Annotated in this window: 18 protein-coding genes; 9 read left to right on the top strand and 9 right to left on the bottom strand. The window is 42.4% G+C overall.

Going from position 1 to position 21,048, the window contains the following annotated elements; genetic code table 11:
* The first annotated feature begins 71 nt into the window (after positions 1-71).
* The 4 genes from ACN0T8_RS08830 to lpxC all read left to right on the top strand — a co-directional run bounded on the left by ACN0T8_RS08830 (position 72) and on the right by lpxC (position 4,403).
* Entirely contained in the window at positions 72-848 is a 777-nt protein-coding gene (locus ACN0T8_RS08830; RefSeq protein ID WP_417880265.1) for a cell division protein FtsQ/DivIB, read from the top strand.
* Positions 845-2,122, top strand: a complete 1,278-nt coding sequence (ftsA, locus tag ACN0T8_RS08825) for a cell division protein FtsA (protein ID WP_417880264.1) — start codon at positions 845-847, stop codon at positions 2,120-2,122. The genes ACN0T8_RS08830 and ftsA overlap by 4 nt, the downstream gene beginning before the upstream one ends.
* A gap of 33 nt (positions 2,123-2,155) precedes the next feature.
* Positions 2,156-3,373 carry a cell division protein FtsZ gene (ftsZ, locus tag ACN0T8_RS08820; RefSeq protein ID WP_417880263.1) on the top strand — a complete coding sequence of 406 codons (1,218 nt, stop codon included), beginning with the start codon at positions 2,156-2,158 and terminating at the stop codon, positions 3,371-3,373.
* A 106-nt stretch (positions 3,374-3,479) separates the two neighbouring features.
* Positions 3,480-4,403 (top strand): UDP-3-O-acyl-N-acetylglucosamine deacetylase, encoded by a 924-nt coding sequence (lpxC, locus tag ACN0T8_RS08815; RefSeq protein ID WP_417880262.1) that lies wholly within the window; start codon positions 3,480-3,482, stop codon positions 4,401-4,403.
* Positions 4,404-4,481: 78 nt separating this feature from the next.
* Here the strand turns inward: lpxC and ACN0T8_RS08810 are convergent, their stop codons facing one another.
* The gene (locus ACN0T8_RS08810; protein ID WP_417880261.1) at positions 4,482-4,943 is read right to left on the bottom strand and encodes a DUF721 domain-containing protein; all 462 of its coding nucleotides are present in this window, start codon (positions 4,941-4,943) and stop codon (positions 4,482-4,484) included.
* A gap of 358 nt (positions 4,944-5,301) precedes the next feature.
* Here ACN0T8_RS08810 and secA point away from each other — a divergent pair, with 358 nt between their 5' ends.
* Positions 5,302-8,037, top strand: coding sequence for a preprotein translocase subunit SecA (gene secA, locus ACN0T8_RS08805; protein ID WP_417880260.1), 2,736 nt, complete (start codon positions 5,302-5,304; stop codon positions 8,035-8,037).
* Between the two features lie 83 nt (positions 8,038-8,120).
* Positions 8,121-8,519, top strand: a complete 399-nt coding sequence (gene mutT, locus ACN0T8_RS08800; RefSeq protein ID WP_417880259.1) for an 8-oxo-dGTP diphosphatase MutT — start codon at positions 8,121-8,123, stop codon at positions 8,517-8,519.
* A 290-nt stretch (positions 8,520-8,809) separates the two neighbouring features.
* Here the strand turns inward: mutT and yacG are convergent, their stop codons facing one another.
* The 8 genes from yacG to nadC all read right to left on the bottom strand — a co-directional run bounded on the left by yacG (position 8,810) and on the right by nadC (position 16,234).
* Entirely contained in the window at positions 8,810-9,013 is a 204-nt protein-coding gene (gene yacG, locus ACN0T8_RS08795; protein WP_417880258.1) for a DNA gyrase inhibitor YacG, read from the bottom strand.
* Between the two features lie 47 nt (positions 9,014-9,060).
* Entirely contained in the window at positions 9,061-9,792 is a 732-nt protein-coding gene (gene zapD, locus ACN0T8_RS08790; protein WP_417880257.1) for a cell division protein ZapD, read from the bottom strand.
* A 35-nt stretch (positions 9,793-9,827) separates the two neighbouring features.
* Positions 9,828-10,451, bottom strand: coding sequence for a dephospho-CoA kinase (gene coaE / locus ACN0T8_RS08785; RefSeq protein WP_417880256.1), 624 nt, complete (start codon positions 10,449-10,451; stop codon positions 9,828-9,830).
* A gap of 3 nt (positions 10,452-10,454) precedes the next feature.
* The gene (locus tag ACN0T8_RS08780; RefSeq protein WP_417880255.1) at positions 10,455-11,348 is read right to left on the bottom strand and encodes a prepilin peptidase; all 894 of its coding nucleotides are present in this window, start codon (positions 11,346-11,348) and stop codon (positions 10,455-10,457) included.
* A gap of 42 nt (positions 11,349-11,390) precedes the next feature.
* Entirely contained in the window at positions 11,391-12,623 is a 1,233-nt protein-coding gene (locus tag ACN0T8_RS08775; protein ID WP_417880254.1) for a type II secretion system F family protein, read from the bottom strand.
* 58 nt (positions 12,624-12,681) lie between these two features.
* Positions 12,682-14,370: a type IV-A pilus assembly ATPase PilB gene (gene pilB, locus ACN0T8_RS08770; RefSeq protein ID WP_417880252.1), complete on the bottom strand. Its 1,689-nt coding sequence runs from the start codon at positions 14,368-14,370 to the stop codon at positions 12,682-12,684.
* 5 nt (positions 14,371-14,375) lie between these two features.
* Entirely contained in the window at positions 14,376-14,843 is a 468-nt protein-coding gene (locus ACN0T8_RS08765) for a pilin (RefSeq protein ID WP_417880251.1), read from the bottom strand.
* Between the two features lie 470 nt (positions 14,844-15,313).
* A complete protein-coding gene (gene nadC / locus ACN0T8_RS08760) occupies positions 15,314-16,234 on the bottom strand; it encodes a carboxylating nicotinate-nucleotide diphosphorylase (protein WP_417880250.1) in 921 nt (306 codons plus the stop codon).
* 250 nt (positions 16,235-16,484) lie between these two features.
* Here nadC and ampD point away from each other — a divergent pair, with 250 nt between their 5' ends.
* The 3 genes from ampD to aceE all read left to right on the top strand — a co-directional run bounded on the left by ampD (position 16,485) and on the right by aceE (position 20,983).
* On the top strand, positions 16,485-17,033 hold the full coding sequence (gene ampD / locus ACN0T8_RS08755) for a 1,6-anhydro-N-acetylmuramyl-L-alanine amidase AmpD (protein ID WP_417880249.1): 549 nt from the start codon (positions 16,485-16,487) through the stop codon (positions 17,031-17,033).
* A gap of 467 nt (positions 17,034-17,500) precedes the next feature.
* On the top strand, positions 17,501-18,268 hold the full coding sequence (gene pdhR, locus ACN0T8_RS08750; RefSeq protein ID WP_417880248.1) for a pyruvate dehydrogenase complex transcriptional repressor PdhR: 768 nt from the start codon (positions 17,501-17,503) through the stop codon (positions 18,266-18,268).
* 51 nt (positions 18,269-18,319) lie between these two features.
* A complete protein-coding gene (gene aceE / locus ACN0T8_RS08745; protein WP_417880246.1) occupies positions 18,320-20,983 on the top strand; it encodes a pyruvate dehydrogenase (acetyl-transferring), homodimeric type in 2,664 nt (887 codons plus the stop codon).
* The last annotated feature ends 65 nt before the right edge of the window (positions 20,984-21,048 follow it).

Here is a 21,048-nt window from a genome sequence, read left to right as displayed (position 1 = left end):
TCAGGGATGTACCATTAGTTAACCTCAGATTATGGGCATTTAATGAATATTTTAGAGTCTAACTGCTCATTATGAATATCACCGCGGAAGATTTGGTTGAAGGCAATACTCAATCATCATCGAAACAGCATTGGGTCGGTGGTGCTTTTTTATTATTAGTCGTGATTGGTATCGGTACTTTAATTTATTCAACTTTTAGCTGGATGACCGATGACCAGCGTTTACCTCTTTCGCGTTTAATGGTCGAAGGGGATTTGCATCACGTAAGTCCTAAACAGGTACAAGGTGCTTTAGCCAGGCTACCACATATGGGAACATTTATGACCCAAGATGTGGACCAGTTACAGCAAGCATTACAAACCTTACCTTGGGTTGCTCAAATTTCGATCAGAAAACAATGGCCTGACTTAGTTAAAGTCTATATTGTTGAATACCAAGCGATTGCGATTTGGAATGGTAATTCGCTATTAAGCCCGGAAGGTCATATTTTTAATGGTCACCCAGAAGACGCTCCTGAAAATACGGTGAATCTTTACGGACCAGAAGGTTCTAGTGAGCAAGTCTTGTCAGTTTGGCAAAAAAGCACGCAAAAATTAAAGCCGCTAGGTCGTACTATTACATCAGTTGTATTAAATGATAGACGTGCATGGCAATTAATATTAGATAACGGTATTCGTTTAGAGCTCGGAAAAGATGCTCGTGAAGATCGTTTGAATCGTTTTATTAAACTTTATGGTCGGTTGGGCGATAAAGTAGAGCAAATTAGCTACATTGATCTTCGATATGATACTGGGGCCGCCGTTGGTTGGATTCCAGATGATGATTCAGCACAAGAGAGAAATAAATGACGAAGACCGCAGAAGGTAACATAGTCGTTGGTCTTGATATTGGCACAGCTACTGTATCCGCGTTAGTAGGTGAAGTGCTTCCTGATGGACAAATTAACATCATAGGAGCCGGAACTAGCCCATCTCATGGTATGGACAAAGGTGGTGTTAACGATCTTGAATCGGTTGTAAAATCCGTTCAGCGCGCTATCGACCAAGCCGAATTAATGGCAGAATGCCAGATTACGAGTGTCTATCTTTCTCTTTCAGGTAAGCATATTGCTAGCCGTATAGAAAAAGGTATGGGGGCGATTTCAGAAGAAGAAGTTTCTCAAGAGGATATGGATCGTGTTATTCATACTGCTAAATCGATTAAAATCGGTGAAGAGCAGCGTATTTTGCACGTCATTCCTCAAGAGTTCACTATCGATTATCAAGAAGGAATTAAAAACCCTTTAGGTTTGTCTGGTGTTCGTATGGAAGCGAGTGTTCACTTGATTTCTTGTCATAATGACATGGCAAGAAATATCATCAAAGCGGTAGAACGCTGTAATTTAAAAGTGGAACAGCTGATATATTCAGGCTTAGCATCAAGTAATGCGGTTATCACTGACGATGAGCGTGAGCTTGGTGTCTGTGTGATCGATATCGGGGCGGGTACAATGGAGCTATCCATCTGGACTGGTGGTGCGCTACGTCACACAAAAGTATTTTCTTATGCTGGTAATGCCGTAACAAGTGATATTGCCTTTGCATTTGGTACACCTGTCAGCGATGCTGAAGAGATAAAAGTTAAGTTTGGTTGTGCGCTTAGCGAGCTAGTAAGCAAAGACGATACTGTTAACGTACCAAGTGTTGGTGGTCGTCCTTCTCGAAGTTTACAACGTCAAACTTTGGCAGAAGTGATAGAACCCCGATATACTGAGCTTATGGGCATGGTTAATCAAAGCATTGATTCTGTTCAAGCAAAGTTACGTGAAGATGGAATTAAACACCATTTAGCGGCAGGTATTGTGCTAACCGGTGGAGCATCACAGATTGAAGGATTAGTGGAGTGTGCAGAACGCGTATTCCGCAACCAAGTAAGAATTGGTAAACCCCTAGAAGTCAGAGGGTTAACTGACTACGTTAAAGAGCCATATCATGCAACAGCGGTTGGATTATTACATTACGCCAAAGACAGCCAGTTTTATGATGAGGGTGAATATCAACACACAGCACCAAAGCAGCGCTCTGGTAGCTCGTTTACGGATATCATTCAAAAGCTACGTAATTGGATACAAAAAGAGTTTTAACCTGAGGCGAACAGGAAGAAACGGAGAAAACACATGTTTGAACCGATGATGGAAATGTCTGACGATGCTGTAATTAAAGTCGTTGGAGTTGGAGGCGGCGGTGGCAATGCCGTAGAACACATGGTGCGAGAGTCCATCGAAGGGGTGGAGTTCATCAGTGTTAATACGGATGCCCAAGCGCTACGTAAAGTAAGTGTCAGCAATGTTATTCAAATTGGTGGCGATATCACTAAAGGTCTAGGTGCCGGAGCAAACCCTCAAGTAGGTCGTGACTCAGCATTAGAAGACCGTGAAGCAATTAAAGCGGTTTTAGCTGGCGCCGATATGGTGTTCATTGCAGCTGGTATGGGTGGTGGTACCGGTACCGGTGCAGCGCCTGTGATTGCAGAAGTAGCTAAAGAACTTGGTATCTTAACCGTAGCGGTCGTAACTAAACCGTTTAGCTTTGAAGGCAAAAAGCGTATGGCTTTTGCTGAGCAAGGTATTGAAGAGCTTTCAAAGCATGTTGATTCATTGATCACCATTCCAAATGAAAAGCTACTGAAAGTACTTGGCCGTGGTATTACATTGCTTGAAGCCTTTGCTAAAGCGAATGATGTATTACGTAATGCCGTTCAAGGTATTGCTGAGCTGATTACTCGTCCTGGTATGATGAATGTTGACTTCGCCGACGTACGTACGGTGATGTCTGAAATGGGGCATGCCATGATGGGGAGCGGTGTCGCTACTGGTGAAGACCGTGCAGAAGAAGCCGCTGAAATTGCTATCTCAAGCCCATTACTAGAAGACATCGATCTTGCTGGTGCGCGTGGTGTGTTAGTTAACATCACTGCTGGCCTAGACATGCGTTTAGAGGAATTCGAAACCGTAGGTAACACCGTTAAGGCATTTGCTTCAGATAATGCAACGGTTGTTATTGGTACTTCTCTTGATCCTGACATGAGCGATGAAATCCGCGTAACAGTTGTTGCAACGGGAATTGGTAACTCTCATCAACCTGATATCACTTTAGTTAAAGGTAGTTCAGCGAAACCAGTTTCAGCACCTCAACCTGCAGTTCAAGCGTCCGCTCAATCATCAGCTAAGACTGAGGAAGAAGTGCCACAGCCCATGCTTCGTACTAACAAAGCACCGGCGACAAGTTCCTCATCAAGCTCTTCGAATGAAAATTCAAATACGGTGAAGAAGCCAGATGAAAATGACAGTGGTTACCTTGATATCCCTGCATTTTTAAGACACCAAGCTGATTGAGTTTTGCACAATTAGTTGAAGTATATCTAAAATGTGATAAGATATCTGACCAGTCAAATATTGGCTGTGATATGTAGCGTAAAAGCGTAAATTAGAGGCAAATTAGATGATCAGACAACGTACATTGAAAGAAATGGTGAAAACGACTGGTGTGGGTCTCCACTCTGGACGTAAAGTCACGCTTACGCTACGTCCTGCACCAGCTAATACCGGTATAATTTATCGTCGTACAGATATGAATCCCCCTGTGGATTTTCCTTCTGATCCAAACTCAGTACGTGACACTATGTTGTGTACTGCGTTAGTAAACGATGAAGGCATTCGTATTTCTACCGTTGAGCACTTAAATGCAGCTCTAGCCGGTATGGGAATCGACAACATTATCATCGAGGTTGATGCGCCTGAAATTCCAATTATGGATGGCAGTGCTAGCCCGTTTGTATATCTGCTGCAATCAGCAGGTGTCGAAACTCTAAATGCACCAAAACGTTTTATTCGTATTAAAAAGCCAATTCGTATTGAAGATGGTGATAAGTGGGCAGAGCTTGTTCCTTATGACGGTTTCCGTATGGATTTTGAAATTGAGTTTGATCACCCTGCTATTGATTCTGAACAACAACATATGTTGTTTGATTTCTCTTCACAGGCGTTTATCAAAGATATTTCTCGTGCTCGTACCTTTGGTTTTATGCGCGATATCGAATATTTACAGTCACAGAATCTATGTTTAGGTGGTAGCTTTGACTGTGCAATCGTTCTTGATGAATACCGTATCTTGAATGAAGAAGGCTTACGTTTTAGTAATGAATTTGTTACGCACAAAGTATTAGATGCCATTGGTGACTTATACATGTGTGGCCATAGCATTGTTGGTGAGCTTCGTGCTTATAAAACAGGCCATGCTTTGAACAACCAGTTATTGCGTGCAGTTCTAGCTGACCAAGAAGCTTGGGAATGGGCTACGTTTGAAGAAGCTGCCGGTTCGCCAGTTGCATTTGGTGAAGTTATGCCGAATACAGTATTAGCTTAAGATCGAATTAAGTATTAAAAAAGCCAGACTGAAAGTCTGGCTTTTTTATTACCTAAAATTTATCAAAACAAAAAAGAGTTATTTGCTTTTTGGTTGAGCAAGTTTCGCTAGGCTTTCCATTCGATGCTTCAGCTTCGGTGGTGCTAAAGAGGCGGCCATTAGGATAGATTGAGCTGCTTCCTCACTTAAAGCATGTTGCTGATAAGTCACTTCTTTTTCTTTGAGAGATTCACTACGATATAACTCAGGGTTTACTTTAAACTCTATTCCAGCCAAACGAGAAAATCCTGCTGCTCTTAGCTCAGATAAAATTCTGATTCGCTCATAGTTGAGTTTCATTTGGAAAGAAGCATTCGCCACTTCGATCAGTAATTGATTTTGACGAACATTGGCCGCTCGACAATGAGCTAATAGGTTCTTCGGCAAGATACTTTTTAGTGTTTGGTTGATCGATAAAATTTCAGAAACATGCTGAGAAAAGGCCTTTAACTGGCTATCACCAATCAGATCTTGTGTTAGTTTTGGGCGGTGGTCTCGCATAAAATATCTCATCATATTAAAGCTTAATCATTATACTCAAGTCGCTTGAGTATATATTATGCGTTATGAAAAATTATTAATGTCAAAAAATATTATTTTTGATTAAAAATAATGAGGATGAACGCAAACAACAGTGTTTGTAGATAGAAGATAGGTGCATAATCCCATACTATATAACCAAGTGAATTCTGTATCTTGAAGTCACTTGGCTATATAACCACTTGTCTTTTAGTCTTGAAAATGGGCTTGATTGGCACCATATGACAAGTAGACCAAATTTATCTCAGTATTCTTAGAATTAAACTGTGAGAAGCTGAAAGCAGAGATCCGAAAGATCAGGAAGAGAGATTCGTAAATAATGTTAACTAAGTTACTGACTAGTGTCATCGGCAGCCGTAATGATAGAACGTTACGCCAGCTGAGAAAGATCGTAAATCAAATTAATAGCTTTGAACCAGAATATGAAGCATTAACTGATGAACAACTTCAGCATAAGACCATTGAGTTTCGTGAACGTTACACCAATGGTGAATCATTAGATAAACTGTTACCTGAAGCTTTTGCAACGGTACGTGAAGCGTCAAAGCGTATTTATGGCATGCGTCATTTCGACGTTCAGCTTATCGGTGGTATGGTTCTTAACGCAGGTAAAATTGCAGAGATGCGTACCGGTGAAGGTAAAACGTTAACCGCGACTTTATCAGCTTATCTTAATGGGATTTCAGGCAAAGGCGTTCATGTTATTACTGTGAATGACTACTTAGCCAAACGTGATGCTGAGACTAACCGCGAGTTATTTGAATTCTTAGGTATGACGGTTGGTATTAATGTACCAAACATGATCCCATCTGAGAAAAAAGCCGCTTATCAATGTGATATTTTGTACGGAACGAACAACGAGTTCGGTTTCGATTACTTACGCGATAACATGGCGTTTCGTCCAGAAGACCGCGTACAACGCGAACGTTTTTTTGCGGTAATCGATGAAGTCGACTCCATCCTAATCGATGAAGCGCGTACTCCGCTGATTATTTCTGGTCCTGCAGAAGACAGCTCTGAATTATACACCCGCATTAATACTTTAATTCCATATCTAGAGCGTCAAGACGAAGAAGATACGGAAGAGTATCGCGGTGATAAGCACTACACCATTGATGAAAAAGCCAAGCAAGTACACATGACTGAAACTGGTCAAGAGTACGTTGAAGAGCTACTGATCAAAAATGGCTTAATGGAAGAAGGGGAGACGCTTTACTCTCCAGCTAATATCAGCTTGTTACATCACGTCAATGCGGCACTTCGTGCTCATGTGTTGTTTGAAAGAGACGTTGATTACATTGTAAAAGATGATGAAATTATCATTGTAGATGAACATACCGGCCGTACTATGCCGGGGCGTCGTTGGTCTGAAGGTCTTCATCAAGCGGTAGAAGCAAAAGAAGGCGTTAAGATTCAAAATGAAAACCAAACCTTAGCGTCGATTACCTTCCAGAACTACTTCCGTTTATATGAGAAGCTTTCTGGTATGACAGGTACTGCGGATACTGAAGCGTTCGAATTCCAATCCATTTACGGTCTTGATACGGTGGTTATTCCAACTAATCGTCCAATGATTCGTAATGATATGCCAGATGTTGTGTATCGCACCGAAAAAGAAAAATTTGATGCAATCATTGAAGACATCAAAGAGCGTGTTGCCAATGGTCAGCCGATCTTAGTTGGTACGGTTTCGATTGAGAAATCTGAACTACTTTCTAATGCGTTAAAAGCGGCAAAAATTAAGCATAACGTGTTGAATGCTAAGTTCCACGAACAAGAAGCTGAAATCGTTGCTCAAGCCGGTACACCTGGCGCGGTGACTATTGCAACCAATATGGCGGGTCGTGGTACCGATATCAAGTTAGGCGGTAGCTGGGAAAACCAAGTTGAGAAACTAGAAGAATCTCAAGGTACTCCAGCAACGGAAGAACAAATCGAGCAAGTGAAAACCGAGTGGCGAAAAGTACATGATGCGGTTCTAGAGTCTGGTGGTTTACACATCATAGGTACAGAGCGTCATGAATCACGCCGTATTGATAACCAATTACGTGGTCGTTCTGGTCGCCAAGGTGACGCTGGTTCTTCACGTTTCTATCTATCAATGGAAGATTCACTACTACGTATCTTTACTTCTGAGCGTATGGCTGGCTTGATTCAGAGCGGAATGGAAGAAGGTGAAGCGATTGAAAGTCGTATGCTATCTCGCTCAATTGAAAAAGCGCAGCGTAAAGTAGAAGGTCGTAACTTTGATGTACGTAAGCAATTGCTTGATTACGATGATGTGGCCAATGATCAACGTAAAGTGGTGTATGAGCTTCGTGATGAGCTAATGGCATCAGAAGATATCAGTGAAATGCTTGAGCAGAACCGTACGGACGTTTTAAGTTCGGTATTTGAGCAGTACATTCCGCCGCAATCACTTGATGAAATGTGGGATGTAAAAGGCTTAGAAGAGCGTTTACACGCTGACTTCGATTTACCACTACCGATTCAAACTTGGTTAGATGAAGACGATAAGTTATATGAAGAAGTCTTGCTTGAGCGTGTGATCAGCGAAGCGAATACTATCTATAAGCAAAAAGAAGAAGCGGTTGGTGCGGAAGTACTACGTAATTTTGAACGTCAAGTAATGCTACAAACACTTGATAACTTATGGAAAGAACACTTAGCGGCGATGGATCATCTGCGTCAAGGTATCCATTTACGTGGTTATGCACAAAAAGATCCAAAGCAAGAGTTTAAGCGTGAATCGTTTGAGTTATTTGGTGAGTTATTAGATAGCTTGAAGTTTGATGTGATTTCTACCTTAAGTCGTGTTCGCGTACAACAACGTGAAGAAGTTGACCGTATGGAAGAGCAACGTCGCATTCAAGCAGAAGAGGCAGCACGTAATCAGCAGTTCCAACATGAATCAACTGAAGGCATAGAAGAAGAGACCACCGACGCTGATTCTCCAAACCAACCAAGTGTTCGAGAAGAACGTAAAGTTGGTCGTAATGAGCCTTGTCCATGTGGTTCGGGTAAAAAGTACAAACAATGTTGTGGTAAGATCTAACCATTATATTGAGTAATGCAACAAGGCCGCAGCGATTGCGGCCTTTTTATTGCTCACTTTTTAAACTTATTTGGAGAATAGCAATGAAACGAGTTCACATTGTGGCCGCGATTATTTTAAATGCACAGCAAGACCAAATATTTATTACTAAGCGCCCTGAGAACCTGCATAAAGGTGGATATTGGGAATTTCCCGGGGGTAAGGTCGAGCTTGGGGAGTCAGCTGAGCAAGGCTTGATTCGCGAGCTACAAGAAGAAATTGATATTACCGCCACCGAGATGTCATTGTTTGAACATTTCGATTTTGATTACCCTGAAAAAAGCCTAACCTTTGATTTCTTTAGCGTGACGGATTTTGCAGGCCAGCCGTATGGTAAAGAAGGGCAGGAAGGCAAATGGGTCGCGATCAGTGATTTGAATGGCTACAGCTTTCCAGAAGCTAATGAGCCAGTGTTGGAGAAGGTTATTAAACGTTTTGGTTAATGATTCGAGCTTGTTCGAGCGCTACGCTACTCGTTTCTAGGGAAAGACTGTTCCTAGTTTCGAGAGAGTACATTAACAAAAACGTCATCCTGAAAAGCGACGTAGGAGCGCAGTTCAGGATCTCCTACCATAGTTTGAGTCTCAACATACTGTAGGAGATTCCGTATCTTCTTCGCTTAGGCTCATGTACGCAATGACGTTATTTATACATCGAGCAACGAAAAAGAGATCGAAATTCACACCACGATCTCTTCAAACCTAGAAACTAGGGACTAGAAACTTAATTCCTTTTAACCTTCCGACCACCCATCAGAATCCGACATATCAGGCGCGCCCGGAATGGCTTTTTCTTCATCGGCCCATTCACCAAAGTCAATCATTTGGCATTGCTTGCTACAAAAAGGGCGGTAAGCACTCACTTCTCCCCAAATAACTTCAGTTTGGCAGGTTGGACATTTTACTACGGTAACTTTCTTGGATTGTACTTGTGTCATATTGAGAGATAACCTGTCATAGGAATTTATGTTAGTGGGGATATATTCTAACAGACTGCCAGTTTAAACTCGACGTCCTGACTATACGCCTTTGCTGTTTCAAAGCTCATAAATTTAACTACAAAACGGTTCTTATGGCCAGATATCATAGGGTAGATTCCCAACTCTGATGGTATTTCCAGGCGTAGAATATTGGCGTCATTGGCATCACTTTGAAAAAAACCATTATGCGCAGTCTGAGATTTAAAATGACCGTTGCCACGTAGTAGCTTTAATAGTAATTCTAGTGCGTGATGCAGCGGCGTTAAGGTAGAAAGCCATTTATCGATATCTAGTAAACGTTTATCTAACGGCAGGTTTTGCCAATAGTGTAGTGAAGGTAAATCAAAGCAGCAGTGGCCACCGGGTAAATTAAAACGCTGTCGAATGGCACTTAAAAAGCGGTCTTCTTTTAGCGATTGCCCAAAACGTTCTGCGGCCATCACTTCACGGAAGCAAGAATCGAGTTGCGTTAGAATATTGTCTAATAGTCTTTGATCGACACCGGGTACATTCGCCCAAGTCTTAACGGTGATTTTTTGTTTTTCGAGCTCTTTGGTGAGCTCAGATTTAACATGGATTTGTTCAAAAAGATCCATCAAATTAAACAGTGAGCGAAATAAAATCTGATCATCTAGTGGGGATTCAAACTTAGCAGATTTATGCAATTGAGCCATCAGAGATTCAACTCTAAGGTAAATTCGTACTTTTTCGGTTAACGGATGTTCGAATTTAAGCATAATGCCTTCAGGTAATGGAGATATTTGTACTATTTTTACAGAAAGTGGCTGGATAATGCTAGGTACTTTTTGTGTAAAACTGTGATTTGAGATAAAAGTTTTTGCTTTGCTTGCTCAGTGAGCGGATCATCATTGTTAATTACATCATCGGCTACTAAGAGGCGCTGTTCACGAGATGCTTGAGAAGCTAAGATCGAATGAACTTGCGCTTCTGGCACACCATCACGTTGACAAGTACGATCAATTTGCGTTTCAGGGGTTACATCCACGACTAGCAAACGGTCGATCATGGTTTGCCAGTTATTTTCCACCAATAGCGGCACCACCAATAAAGCATAGTCCGAAGTCATTTCAGTTATCTGCTGTTTAATGCGCTGACGGATCAACGGATGGAGTAAGTTATTAAGCCACTTTTTTTCATCGGGATGATTGAAAATACGCTCTCTTAATGCCGCGCGATTAAGCTCTCCATCAAGGGTTAATATCTCTTGACCAAAATGTTCAGCAATCGCTTGTAATCCTGGACTTTGCGGCTCAACGACTTCTCTTGCCACAATATCGGCATCGACAATATTAATTTCAAATTGATCGTGGAATAGGTTCGCGACAGTGGTTTTACCGCTGCCAATACCTCCCGTTAAGCCAACTATCATAGTCATTGTTTACATTCCTAGAATGTTAGTTAGGTACCAAGACGTTAAGTCACTACCCCAGATTAAACAAAACCAACCAGCAATTGCGAGGTAAGGGCCAAATGGAAAAGGTTTTTCTATGCCTTTCTTTTGTAAACGTAGTTGGATAATACCAAAAATTAATCCGACGACCGAGGATAGTAATATGAGTAAAGGGAGTTGCTGCCAACCTAACCAAGCACCAAGTGCAGCTAATAATTTAAAATCACCGTAGCCCATGCCTTCTTTACCGGTGAGTAACTTGAACGCCCAGAAGATTGACCATAAGCATAGATAACCAGCCATGGCGCCAATCACGGCATCTTGAAGTGATACTGGGCTAATCTCAAATAAAGACAGCGCTAAACCTACCCACATTAAAGGTAGTGTCAGTTGATCGGGCAGTAACATAGTATCAAGATCGATAAAGGTGGCTGACACGAGAGTAAACGTGAAGAACAGTAATGCGAGGCCATACCAATCGGCAGTAAAATTAACGCCGATCACCACACATAAAATAGCGGTTAGGAGCTCGATGGCTGGATAGCGAAAACTGATAGGGTTAGCGCATTTGTGGCATTTACCTTTGAGAATTAACCAGCTAATAACTGGGATATTATCAACGGTACGAATTTGCGTATCGCATTTTGGGCAATGTGAACGCGGTACATTGAGATTAAATGGTTTATTGAGTTCGGTAAGCGCTTGTTTGATCTTTGGATCTTTTTTCAGTTGCGGGAAATACTCGATGCACTCTTGCTTCCACTCTCGTTCCATCATGATAGGTAGGCGATGGATCACCACATTTAAAAAACTGCCAATTAATAAACCAAAGATGCCAGCCGCAATTGGAAAGAGAGTAGGGTAATAATCAAAGATCGCCATGAGATACGATAATGTCCAATAATCAAATGAATAATATGGGCTCTAGAATACACTAGCCATTTTAAAAATGGGAAGATAAAGTGATACTACTAATCCACCGACGACCACGCCAAGGAAAACAATAATCACGGGCTCAATAATTTTACCTAGGTTATCGACGGTATTATCAACTTCAAATTCATAAATCGCCGCAACTTTGTTAAGCATATCATCGAGGTTACCGGATTCTTCGCCTATCATCACCATTTGCAAAACCATTTCAGGGAAAGCATCGGCATTACGCATTGCAATGTACATCGGCATGCCTGCGGCAGTATCTTTATGCACTTGCTCAATCGCCACTTGATAGTGCAAATTTCCAGACGTTTTTGCGGTAGTTAATAGGCTCGTTAAAATCGGAATACCAGCGCTAAAGCTTGTGGCTAATGTGCGGCTAAATTTGGCAATCGCTGCCTTGGAAAACACTCCACCGAGAACTGGCATACGCAGAGCTAATCGACTGGTTTTAAGCTGAAAACTAAAAGATCGTTTACGCGCTTCTTTTATCGCAAAGATTAAACCTATCAGGGCAAGAATAATGATAAATAAATAGTTTTGGAGAAAGTGAGATAAGTTGACTACTTGTTGGGTAAACCATGGTAGATCCGCTCCCATGCTTTTAAACATAACTTCAAACTCAGGGATTACCATTGTCAGCATTAATATTGAAACAATGGTTGCTACAGATATCACCATTATTGGGTAAATCATTGCTTTTATTACTTTCGATCTTAATTCTTCACTTTTCTCACGATAGGTCGCGAGGCGATTAAATACATTGGCCAAGTTACCGGTTTGCTCACCGGTGGCCACAAGATCACAATAAAATTCATTGAAGAAAGGGCTGCTGGACAGCATGGCTTTGGAGATCGGGGTACCGGCTTCTACTTGAGTGCAAATCTGCAAGAGCACTGATTTCATTTCGGCTTTACGTTGGCTATCTGAGATCAATTTGATCGCTTGAACGATCGGGACGCCGGTGCCTAGCATGGTAGCTAACTGTCTGGTGAGTACCGTAATATCTTTGCGCTTTACCTTGTGGCTCATTTTAGCAAAGATCGACACACTACGTTTTTTGAGTTTCTTAATTTGTACTCGCTGTTCTTTAAGTTTGGCGCGCACCTCAACTTCGTTGAGCGCCAACATTTGCCCTGATACTTTTTTGCCAGAGCTATTTACCCCACGCCATTGAAAGTTTTTTAGTGCTGGCGCTTTGAGACTTGATGCTTTTGCCATGAGATTCTGTCCTTGTTTGGCATTCCTAATTTGTCGAAAATTTTCTTGGTCTAAAGGCTTAGAAGTACAGTACGCGCTGCAATTCGGCAAAACTAGTAACGCCTTGTTTTAAATTCTCAATGCCCGATTGACGTAGTGTCGCCATACCTTGTTTTACCGCGATCATTTCAATGTCATTAGCAGAAGATTTTTTTATCACCGCACTTGCTAATTCAGTGGTAAACGGCATTACTTCATAAATCCCCACTCGGCCTGAATAGCCGCCAGTGCATTCCGGACAACCTTGTTTAGAGGCTTTATAAATCACCACATCGTGCGAGATATGAAATTTTTCACGTAGCGCATCAGAAAAATCATCGGGCTTTTTACAATGGTTGCATAAACGACGCGCCAGACGTTGCGCGATGATTAAACTTAGTGAGGAAGCTAAGTTAAACGCTTCAATTCCCATATTAGATAAACGCACAACAGTTTCAGCGGAAGAGTTGGTGTGTAGCGTTGAGAGAACTAAGTGACCGGTCTGTGCCGCTTTTACCGCAATTTCAGCGGTTTCTAGATCGCGGATCTCACCGACCATTACGACATCGGGATCTTGACGTAAGAAAGCGCGTAAAGCTGCGGCAAAAGTAAAGCCAATCTTAGGTTTCACTTGCACTTGGTTGATGCCGGTTAAGTTGATTTCCACCGGATCTTCGGCGGTAGAAATATTTTTATCCGGGGTATTTAAAATCCGTAGGCCGGTATACAAAGAAACGGTTTTACCGCTCCCGGTTGGGCCGGTCATTAAGATCATGCCTTGCGGTTGTTGCAGGGCATCGAGATACAATTGCTTTTGCGCTTCACTATAACCGAGCTTATCAATATTAAGGTTGGCGGCGCTGCTATCGAGCAAACGCAATACGATCTTCTCACCCCACAACGTTGGTAGAGTGGAGACACGCATATCGATTGCGGTATCAGCATTAAGGCGGATCTTGATTCGTCCATCTTGCGGTAGGCGACGTTCAGCAATATCCAGTTTCGATAAGATCTTGATCCTAGCAGCAAGGCGTCGACCTAAATGCGGCGCAGGGCGGTTGGTTTCCACCAAGATACCATCACAGCGCAAGCGTACTCGGTAGAGTTCTTCATAAGGTTCAAAGTGAATATCCGATGCGCCTTTACGTACCGCATCGAGTAAAATCTGGTTGATAAAACGGCTAACCGGCGCTTCATCTTGGCTAAGATCTTCAGTTTCTTGAATTTCATCACTGCCAACTTCAACCAGATTCGCCAGCTCATCTTGGGTGATATCTTTGCCTTGCGTGGCATCCGAGTTAACCGCTCGACCATACAAACGGCGAATTGCCCCTTCGAGCTCTTTACAATCGGCAAGAATAAACTCGATTTGCTTACCGGTGGCAAAGCGAAAATCGTCTTCAACATTGGTGTTGGTTGGATCGGCGACGGCCAGTAATAAGCTATGAGAATCTACTTGTAGCGGCAGCACTTGGTGGTTAATGATTAAATCACGCATCCCCAGTTGCTCACATACTTGGGCGAAGCTGTAATGTTCGAGATTGGCTTGCGGTAGGGCAAATAACTGGCAAAGCTCGACTAGAAGTTGATCGCTAGAAATAAAACCAGCGTCCACGCAAGCCACGGGGACGCTTTTATTATCATTAAGAACGCTGCTCACCACCATAAGCTCTTGATCGTCAGTCAAAAGCTCCGCTTGGCGTAATATGGAGGTGAGGTTGGTGTTCATCTTTATTATAAAGGCGTATTACATGATTTAGGTAGATCTTCATCAGTAAGCTTACCAGTTGAATCTGCAGTAAATGCACATTCCCAACCAGATGAAGAATTTTTAGTTAAAGTAACAACAGCCCCAGTAATTGATGATGAGTTTCCGTATGTAAATGTAATTGTACCTGAAGCACCACTAGCGGTTTGGGCTACTGCTAATGTACCTAAAGAGTTCATATTTGCAGTAGCACCTAACTCACCCAATTTCGCAGCATCTGGGAATTCACCGTTCTCTTGTTGATACATATCTACATTTGTAACCAATGAGCGTACTGTAGATAAACCAGTAGCTGCTTCAGATTTTTTTACATAATTTTTATACGCAGGAATCGCAATCGCCGACAGCACGCCAATGATCGCAACTACGATCATCAATTCAATGAGCGTAAAGCCTTTCTGTAACTTCTTCTTACCTTGTTGTAATTGTTTCATTTTCATCTCCGTGAATGATTGATGGTATTACCACACCAAGGTTAAAGCGATTGATAAAAAAGAAAATTACCCTGAGGAGCCTATTCGAGCCAGTTTGAAAACTGAGTCATTGATTACATTAGAAAAACAAATTATTGCGAGCAATATTGAACTATTGAGTGAGGTGAGATGATTTTTTGACCATACCCTGACGTAAGGGAAATATGAATTTAGTATGAAATTGGGAAGGAAATGGGAGGGAGGTCACGGGGGATAGGTTGCTAGTTCCTGGTTCCTAGTTTCTAGGTAAGAGCGGTCCGCGATCGTTTTTGACATGACCATTATTGATATCGTCATCCTGAAAAGCGACGTAGGAGCGCAGTTCAGGATCTCCTACAGTACTTTGAGACTCAATGTGTTGTAGGAGATTCCGTATCTTCTTCGCTTAGGCTCATGTACGGAATGACAATTAAAGCTTAGAAAATAAAAGATTATCCAATTACTCTCATCGACAAATCCATCGCCTTAACATGCTTAGTTAATGCTCCGACTGAGATATAATCTACACCAGTTTTAGCGTATTCATGTATGGTTTTTAAGGTAATATCGCCGGAGTTTTCTAATGCGGCTTGGCCGGTGGTTAAGCCGTTTTCTTTACCGATTTGTTGGTTGATTTCCACTGCAGTAAACATCATTTCTTTAGTGAAGTTATCTAGCATGACAATGTCTGCACCGGCGCGGATGGCACGTTCTAATTCTTCTAAGGATTCGGTTTCCACTTCAACCGGTTTACCTGGGTTAAGTTCTTTCGCGGTGGCAATGGCTTTTTCAATGCCACCACAGGCCATGATGTGATTTTCTTTAATTAGGTAGGCATCAAACACGCCGATACGATGATTAAAGCCGCCACCACAAGTTACCGCATATTTTAACGCGCTGCGCAGACCGGGAATGGTTTTTCGGGTATCCAGTAGGCGACATTCTGTTCCGGCCAACTCTTTAACATATTCTGCCGTTAAACTAGCGCAACCAGACAGGGTTTGAATGAAGTTCATTGCATTACGTTCGCCCGTTAATAGCGCGCGAGATGGACCGGTTAGCGTGCAAAGCGTTTGGTTGGGTTCTACCGTATCACCATCCGCTACATGCCAGTCGATTTGTACTTGATCGCCAAGTTGTTTGAATACTTCATCCGCCCACGCTTTGCCACAAAATACCCCGTGTTCACGAGTGATAATGGTGGCGGTGTTGGTCGCTTTAGCTGGGATCAAGCTGGCGGTAATATCGGCATTAGGATCGAGCGTGCCTCCGAGATCTTCTTTCAATGCATCTGCCACCATACGAGTGATTTCAGTTGGTAATTGTTGCTTTAAATATTCAAGACGAGATTGAGAATCGTGAGCAGTTTTCATGAAGCAAGATCCGTTGAGGTTGTTAGAGGGGGTATGATACTGCAAGGGGAAACGATTTTCGAGCGCTTCGCTCTAGGACGTTCCACTTCTCGTTTCTCGAATTGTTTAATGAGATCTTACTTATAGGTAGAACCCGCTTTTATCTTTACCTAGCCACGAGACGCGTAGCGCCCGAGTTACGAGCTCCCTCGCTTGACTTAAACCTTGATTACTACAGAATAACGCCATCGAATAAATAAGGTTGCCGACTATGCACATCACTCCCGACTCTTGGCTGTCTGATACCAAACATGTGCCATCACCATTTTGTGACGCTCGCCCTGATCACACACCGATTTCTTTACTGGTGGTGCATAATATTAGCTTGCCGCCGGGGCAGTATGGCGGGCCTTATGTGGAGCAATTCTTTACTGGGAAGTTAGATCCTAATGAGCATCCGTTTTTTAACGTGATCCATAAAATGGGGGTGTCGGCGCATTGCTTTATTCGTCGTGATGGTGAAATCATTCAGTTTGTACCATTTAATGCTAGGGCTTGGCATGCGGGGAAATCGAGCTTTTCTGGAGTAGAGCGTTGTAATGATTATTCGATTGGCATTGAACTAGAAGGAACTGATTTAGATAGCTACAGCCAAGCGCAGTATCAATCTTTAGCAGCAATTACCAAGTTAATTATGCAGCAATATCCTGAGATTACCTTACCGAGAATAACGGGCCACCAATATATTGCTCCGTTAAGAAAGTCCGACCCGGGGCTAGGATTTGATTGGCGTTACTTTCGTCGCCTATTAAGGTATTGATTTCACTATTATTTATTAATAACTCATTACGCTTAGCGATTTTCCTACTTTTGATTATTTTCATATTTCTAATAAAATTATCAGCACGACAAAGTCTCTTTGATTTTGGGGGCTTGAGTGCTGGTGTTGTCATTTTCTAGTAATAAAATTTCGCTACAAACACATTCAACAATATTGATTTTCTTTTACCTCTAATGAGGTATTTTAATGGCGATCAACGTCACGCTTTTAACAAATTATTCCCATCTTACTTAATGAAATGACAATTTGAATGTCGACTATTTAAATGGTCTTACCAATCTTATTAGTGTTTTAGTGTGATTATGTTATGTGGTGGTTAACGCAGCTTGTATATTTGATGTGGGTCAATTTTGTCTGGACACTTGTGTTTGCATTCGGTAAAATTTTTGTTGTACATGGTAATTGGTCTTACCAATTTACAATAACGAGTGAGAAATGAATTAATCATGGCTTATCAAAGGATCCGTCAGCCAAAGCTTTCCGATGTCATTGAACAGGAAATCGAACGGCTGATTTTAGAAGGCACACTTTCTCCCGGGCAACAACTGCCTCCAGAGAGAGAACTAGCAAAACAATTTGATGTGTCTCGCCCCTCGATTCGTGAAGCGATTCAGCGTTTAGAAGCAAAACGTTTATTAACTCGTAAACAAGGTGGCGGTACGTTCGTCACTGATACTTTATGGACTTCTTTTTCCGATCCTTTGCTAGAGTTATTGTCGACGCATTCAGAAACACAACTCGATTTACTTGAATCTCGTCATGCAATGGAAGGTATTTCGGCTTATTTCGCTGCCTTACGTGGTACTGAAGAAGATTTTGAGCGCATATCTCAATGCCAAAAAGAAGTTGAAAAAGCGATTGAAAATAAAGATGTGGTGCAGGAATCAAGCGCAGTAATGGCAGTGTTAATTGCGATTTCTGAAGCGGCTCACAATGTTGTTTTATTGCATATTGTGCGTAGCCTAGCCCCTTTATTGCAGCAAAACGTATTACAGAATTTAGAATTACTTCATCGTCGTGATGAGGTGGTAGAAAAGGTGAGTCATCACCGTGCCAATATTGTGCAAGCGATTTTAGAACGTGAACCAGAAAAAGCACGTAAAGCCTCGCATGCCCATTTGGCTTATATCGAAGAGACCTTGTTGGATTTGACTCGAGAAGAGAGTCGCCGTGAGCGTTCACTGCGCCGAATTCAACAAGCTAACGAATCATAAGATTGGCTAAAAGCTAGTTAATCTGTCAAACCAACAAAAGGATAGATCGCCATGTCTGAAGTCATTAATAATGACGTTGATGCACTGGAAACTCAAGATTGGTTACAAGCCCTTGAATCAGTGGTACGTGAAGAAGGTGTCGAGCGCGCTCAATATCTATTAGAGCAAGTGTTAGATAAAGCCCGTTTAGACGGTGTAGATATGCCAACAGGCATCAACACTAACTATGTAAACACCATTCCGGCAGCACAAGAGCCGGCATATCCTGGTGATACTACGTTAGAGCGTCGCATCCGTGCGATCATCCGTTGGAATGCGGTAATGATCGTATTGCGCGCATCAAAGAAAGACTTAGAGTTAGGTGGCCACATGGCTTCTTACCAGTCTTCTGCTGCGTTCTACGAAGTATGTTTTAACCACTTCTTCCGTGCGCCAAATGAAAAAGATGGCGGCGATTTAGTTTACTATCAAGGTCACATTTCTCCAGGGATCTACGCACGTGCTTTCCTAGAAGGTCGTTTAACTGAAGAGCAACTTGATAACTTCCGTCAAGAAGTGGATGGTAAAGGTATCCCTTCATATCCTCACCCTAAACTAATGCCTGAATTCTGGCAGTTCCCAACGGTATCTATGGGGTTAGGCCCAATCGCCTCTATCTACCAAGCGCGCTTCTTGAAGTACCTTGAAGGTCGTGGTCTGAAAGATACTTCAGAGCAACGTGTTTATGCATTCTTAGGTGATGGTGAGATGGATGAGCCAGAATCACGCGGTGCGATTTCTTTCGCTGCTCGTGAAAAGCTGGACAATCTATGCTTCTTAATCAACTGTAATTTACAACGCCTAGATGGCCCGGTTATGGGTAATGGCAGCATCATTCAAGAACTTGAAGGTCTATTTAAAGGCGCAGGTTGGAATGTAGTTAAAGTGATCTGGGGTAACAATTGGGATTCACTACTGGCTAAAGATACTTCAGGTAAATTGCTGCAACTGATGAACGAAACCATCGATGGTGATTACCAAACATTCAAATCGAAAGATGGTGCTTACGTACGTGAACACTTCTTCGGTAAATACCCTGAAACTGCAGCACTTGTTGCCGATATGACGGATGACGAAATCTTCGCGCTTAAGCGTGGTGGTCACGAGTCTTCTAAGCTATATGCTGCTTACAAAAACGCACAAGACACTAAAGGTCGTCCAACGGTTATCCTAGCTAAAACGGTTAAAGGTTACGGCATGGGTGATGCGGCTGAAGGTAAAAACATTGCACACCAAGTGAAGAAAATGGACATGACACATGTTCTTCACCTACGTGATCGTTTAGGTCTACAAGAACTTCTATCTGATGAGAAAGTGAAAGAGCTTCCTTACCTAACGCTAGAAGAAGGTTCGAAAGAGTACGAATACCTACACGCTCGTCGTAAAGCATTACACGGTTATACGCCTGTTCGTTTACCTAACTCGACTCAAGAATTCAAAGTGCCTGAGCTGAATGACTTTGAAGCACTATTGACTGAGCAAAAGCGTGACATTTCAACCACAATGGCTTTTGTTAGAACGTTGAATATCTTAATTAAAGATAAAAGTATTGGTAAGCAGATTGTGCCAATCGTAGCCGATGAAGCACGTACTTTTGGTATGGAAGGTTTATTCCGTCAAATTGGTATTTATAATCCTCACGGACAAGAATATACACCAGAAGACCGTGGCGTAGTGTCTTACTACAAAGAAGCGACATCTGGACAAGTTCTACAAGAAGGTATCAATGAGTTAGGTGCGATGTCTTCATGGGTTGCTGCGGCAACATCATACAGCACTAACGACTTGCCAATGATTCCATTCTATATTTACTACTCAATGTTCGGCTTCCAACGTGTTGGCGATATGGCGTGGATGGCGGGTGATCAACAAGCTCGTGGTTTCCTACTAGGTGCGACAGCCGGTCGTACAACGCTTAACGGTGAAGGTCTGCAGCACGAAGATGGCCACTCACACATCATGGCGAACACGGTTCCTAACTGTATTTCTTACGATCCTACTTTCGCTTATGAAGTGGCAGTTATCATGCAAGACGGCATTCGTCGCATGTACGGTGAACAAGAAAGCGTTTACTACTACCTAACCGTAATGAACGAGAACTACCACATGCCAGCAATGCCAGAAGGCGCTGAAGAAGGCATCCGTCGTGGTATCTACAAGCTAGAAACTTACGCTGGTAGCAAGTCGAAAGTTCAGTTAATGAGCTCAGGTACTATCATGAATGAAGTTCGTAAAGCAGCGCAGATCCTAAGCGATGACTACGGCGTAGCGTCTGATGTTTACTCAGTAACGTCTTTCAACGAACTGACTCGTGATGGTCAAGAAGTTGAGCGTTACAACATGCTTCACCCAGAAGCGGAGCAAAAAGTACCTTATATCTCAACAGTACTAGGTTCAGAACCTGCTATTGCTGCGACGGATTACATGAAGAACTACGCAGACCAAGTACGTGCATTCGTACCTGCTGAGTCTTACAAAGTATTGGGTACGGATGGCTTCGGTCGTTCTGATAGCCGTGAAAACCTACGTCGTCACTTCGAAGTGAACGCGCATTATGTTGTGGTTGCTGCTCTAACTGAGCTAGTTAAGCGTGGTGATATTGAAAAATCAGTGGTTGCTGAAGCCATTGCTAAATTCAACATCGATGCAGACAAAATCAACCCACTGCACGCTTAATTCACGAAACGCATAAGAATGAAGGTGCGTAGCATGACAAAATACATGCTGCGCACTTCAATCAA

Origin of the sequence: Vibrio sp., from assembly GCF_048266485.1 — a bacterium.
In the GTDB taxonomy this organism is placed as follows: Bacteria; Pseudomonadota; Gammaproteobacteria; order Enterobacterales; family Vibrionaceae; genus Vibrio.
Note: the sequence above shows the minus strand (reverse complement) of the source record. Positions and strands in the feature narration are given on the sequence as shown.

Bases quoted from the DNA above. Each gene is read 5' to 3' on its own strand.
- ACN0T8_RS08830 (WP_417880265.1), top strand. From the start codon at position 72: ATGAATATCACCGCGGAAGATTTGGTTGAAGGCAATACTCAATCATCA.
- ftsA (WP_417880264.1), top strand. From the start codon at position 845: ATGACGAAGACCGCAGAAGGTAACATAGTCGTTGGTCTTGATATTGGC.
- ftsZ (WP_417880263.1), top strand. From the start codon at position 2,156: ATGTTTGAACCGATGATGGAAATGTCTGACGATGCTGTAATTAAAGTC.
- lpxC (WP_417880262.1), top strand. From the start codon at position 3,480: ATGATCAGACAACGTACATTGAAAGAAATGGTGAAAACGACTGGTGTG.
- ACN0T8_RS08810 (WP_417880261.1), bottom strand. From the start codon at position 4,943: ATGCGAGACCACCGCCCAAAACTAACACAAGATCTGATTGGTGATAGC.
- secA (WP_417880260.1), top strand. From the start codon at position 5,302: ATGTTAACTAAGTTACTGACTAGTGTCATCGGCAGCCGTAATGATAGA.
- mutT (WP_417880259.1), top strand. From the start codon at position 8,121: ATGAAACGAGTTCACATTGTGGCCGCGATTATTTTAAATGCACAGCAA.
- yacG (WP_417880258.1), bottom strand. From the start codon at position 9,013: ATGACACAAGTACAATCCAAGAAAGTTACCGTAGTAAAATGTCCAACC.
- zapD (WP_417880257.1), bottom strand. From the start codon at position 9,792: ATGCTTAAATTCGAACATCCGTTAACCGAAAAAGTACGAATTTACCTT.
- coaE (WP_417880256.1), bottom strand. From the start codon at position 10,451: ATGACTATGATAGTTGGCTTAACGGGAGGTATTGGCAGCGGTAAAACC.
- ACN0T8_RS08780 (WP_417880255.1), bottom strand. From the start codon at position 11,348: ATGGCGATCTTTGATTATTACCCTACTCTCTTTCCAATTGCGGCTGGC.
- ACN0T8_RS08775 (WP_417880254.1), bottom strand. From the start codon at position 12,623: ATGGCAAAAGCATCAAGTCTCAAAGCGCCAGCACTAAAAAACTTTCAA.
- pilB (WP_417880252.1), bottom strand. From the start codon at position 14,370: ATGAACACCAACCTCACCTCCATATTACGCCAAGCGGAGCTTTTGACT.
- ACN0T8_RS08765 (WP_417880251.1), bottom strand. From the start codon at position 14,843: ATGAAACAATTACAACAAGGTAAGAAGAAGTTACAGAAAGGCTTTACG.
- nadC (WP_417880250.1), bottom strand. From the start codon at position 16,234: ATGAAAACTGCTCACGATTCTCAATCTCGTCTTGAATATTTAAAGCAA.
- ampD (WP_417880249.1), top strand. From the start codon at position 16,485: ATGCACATCACTCCCGACTCTTGGCTGTCTGATACCAAACATGTGCCA.
- pdhR (WP_417880248.1), top strand. From the start codon at position 17,501: ATGGCTTATCAAAGGATCCGTCAGCCAAAGCTTTCCGATGTCATTGAA.
- aceE (WP_417880246.1), top strand. From the start codon at position 18,320: ATGTCTGAAGTCATTAATAATGACGTTGATGCACTGGAAACTCAAGAT.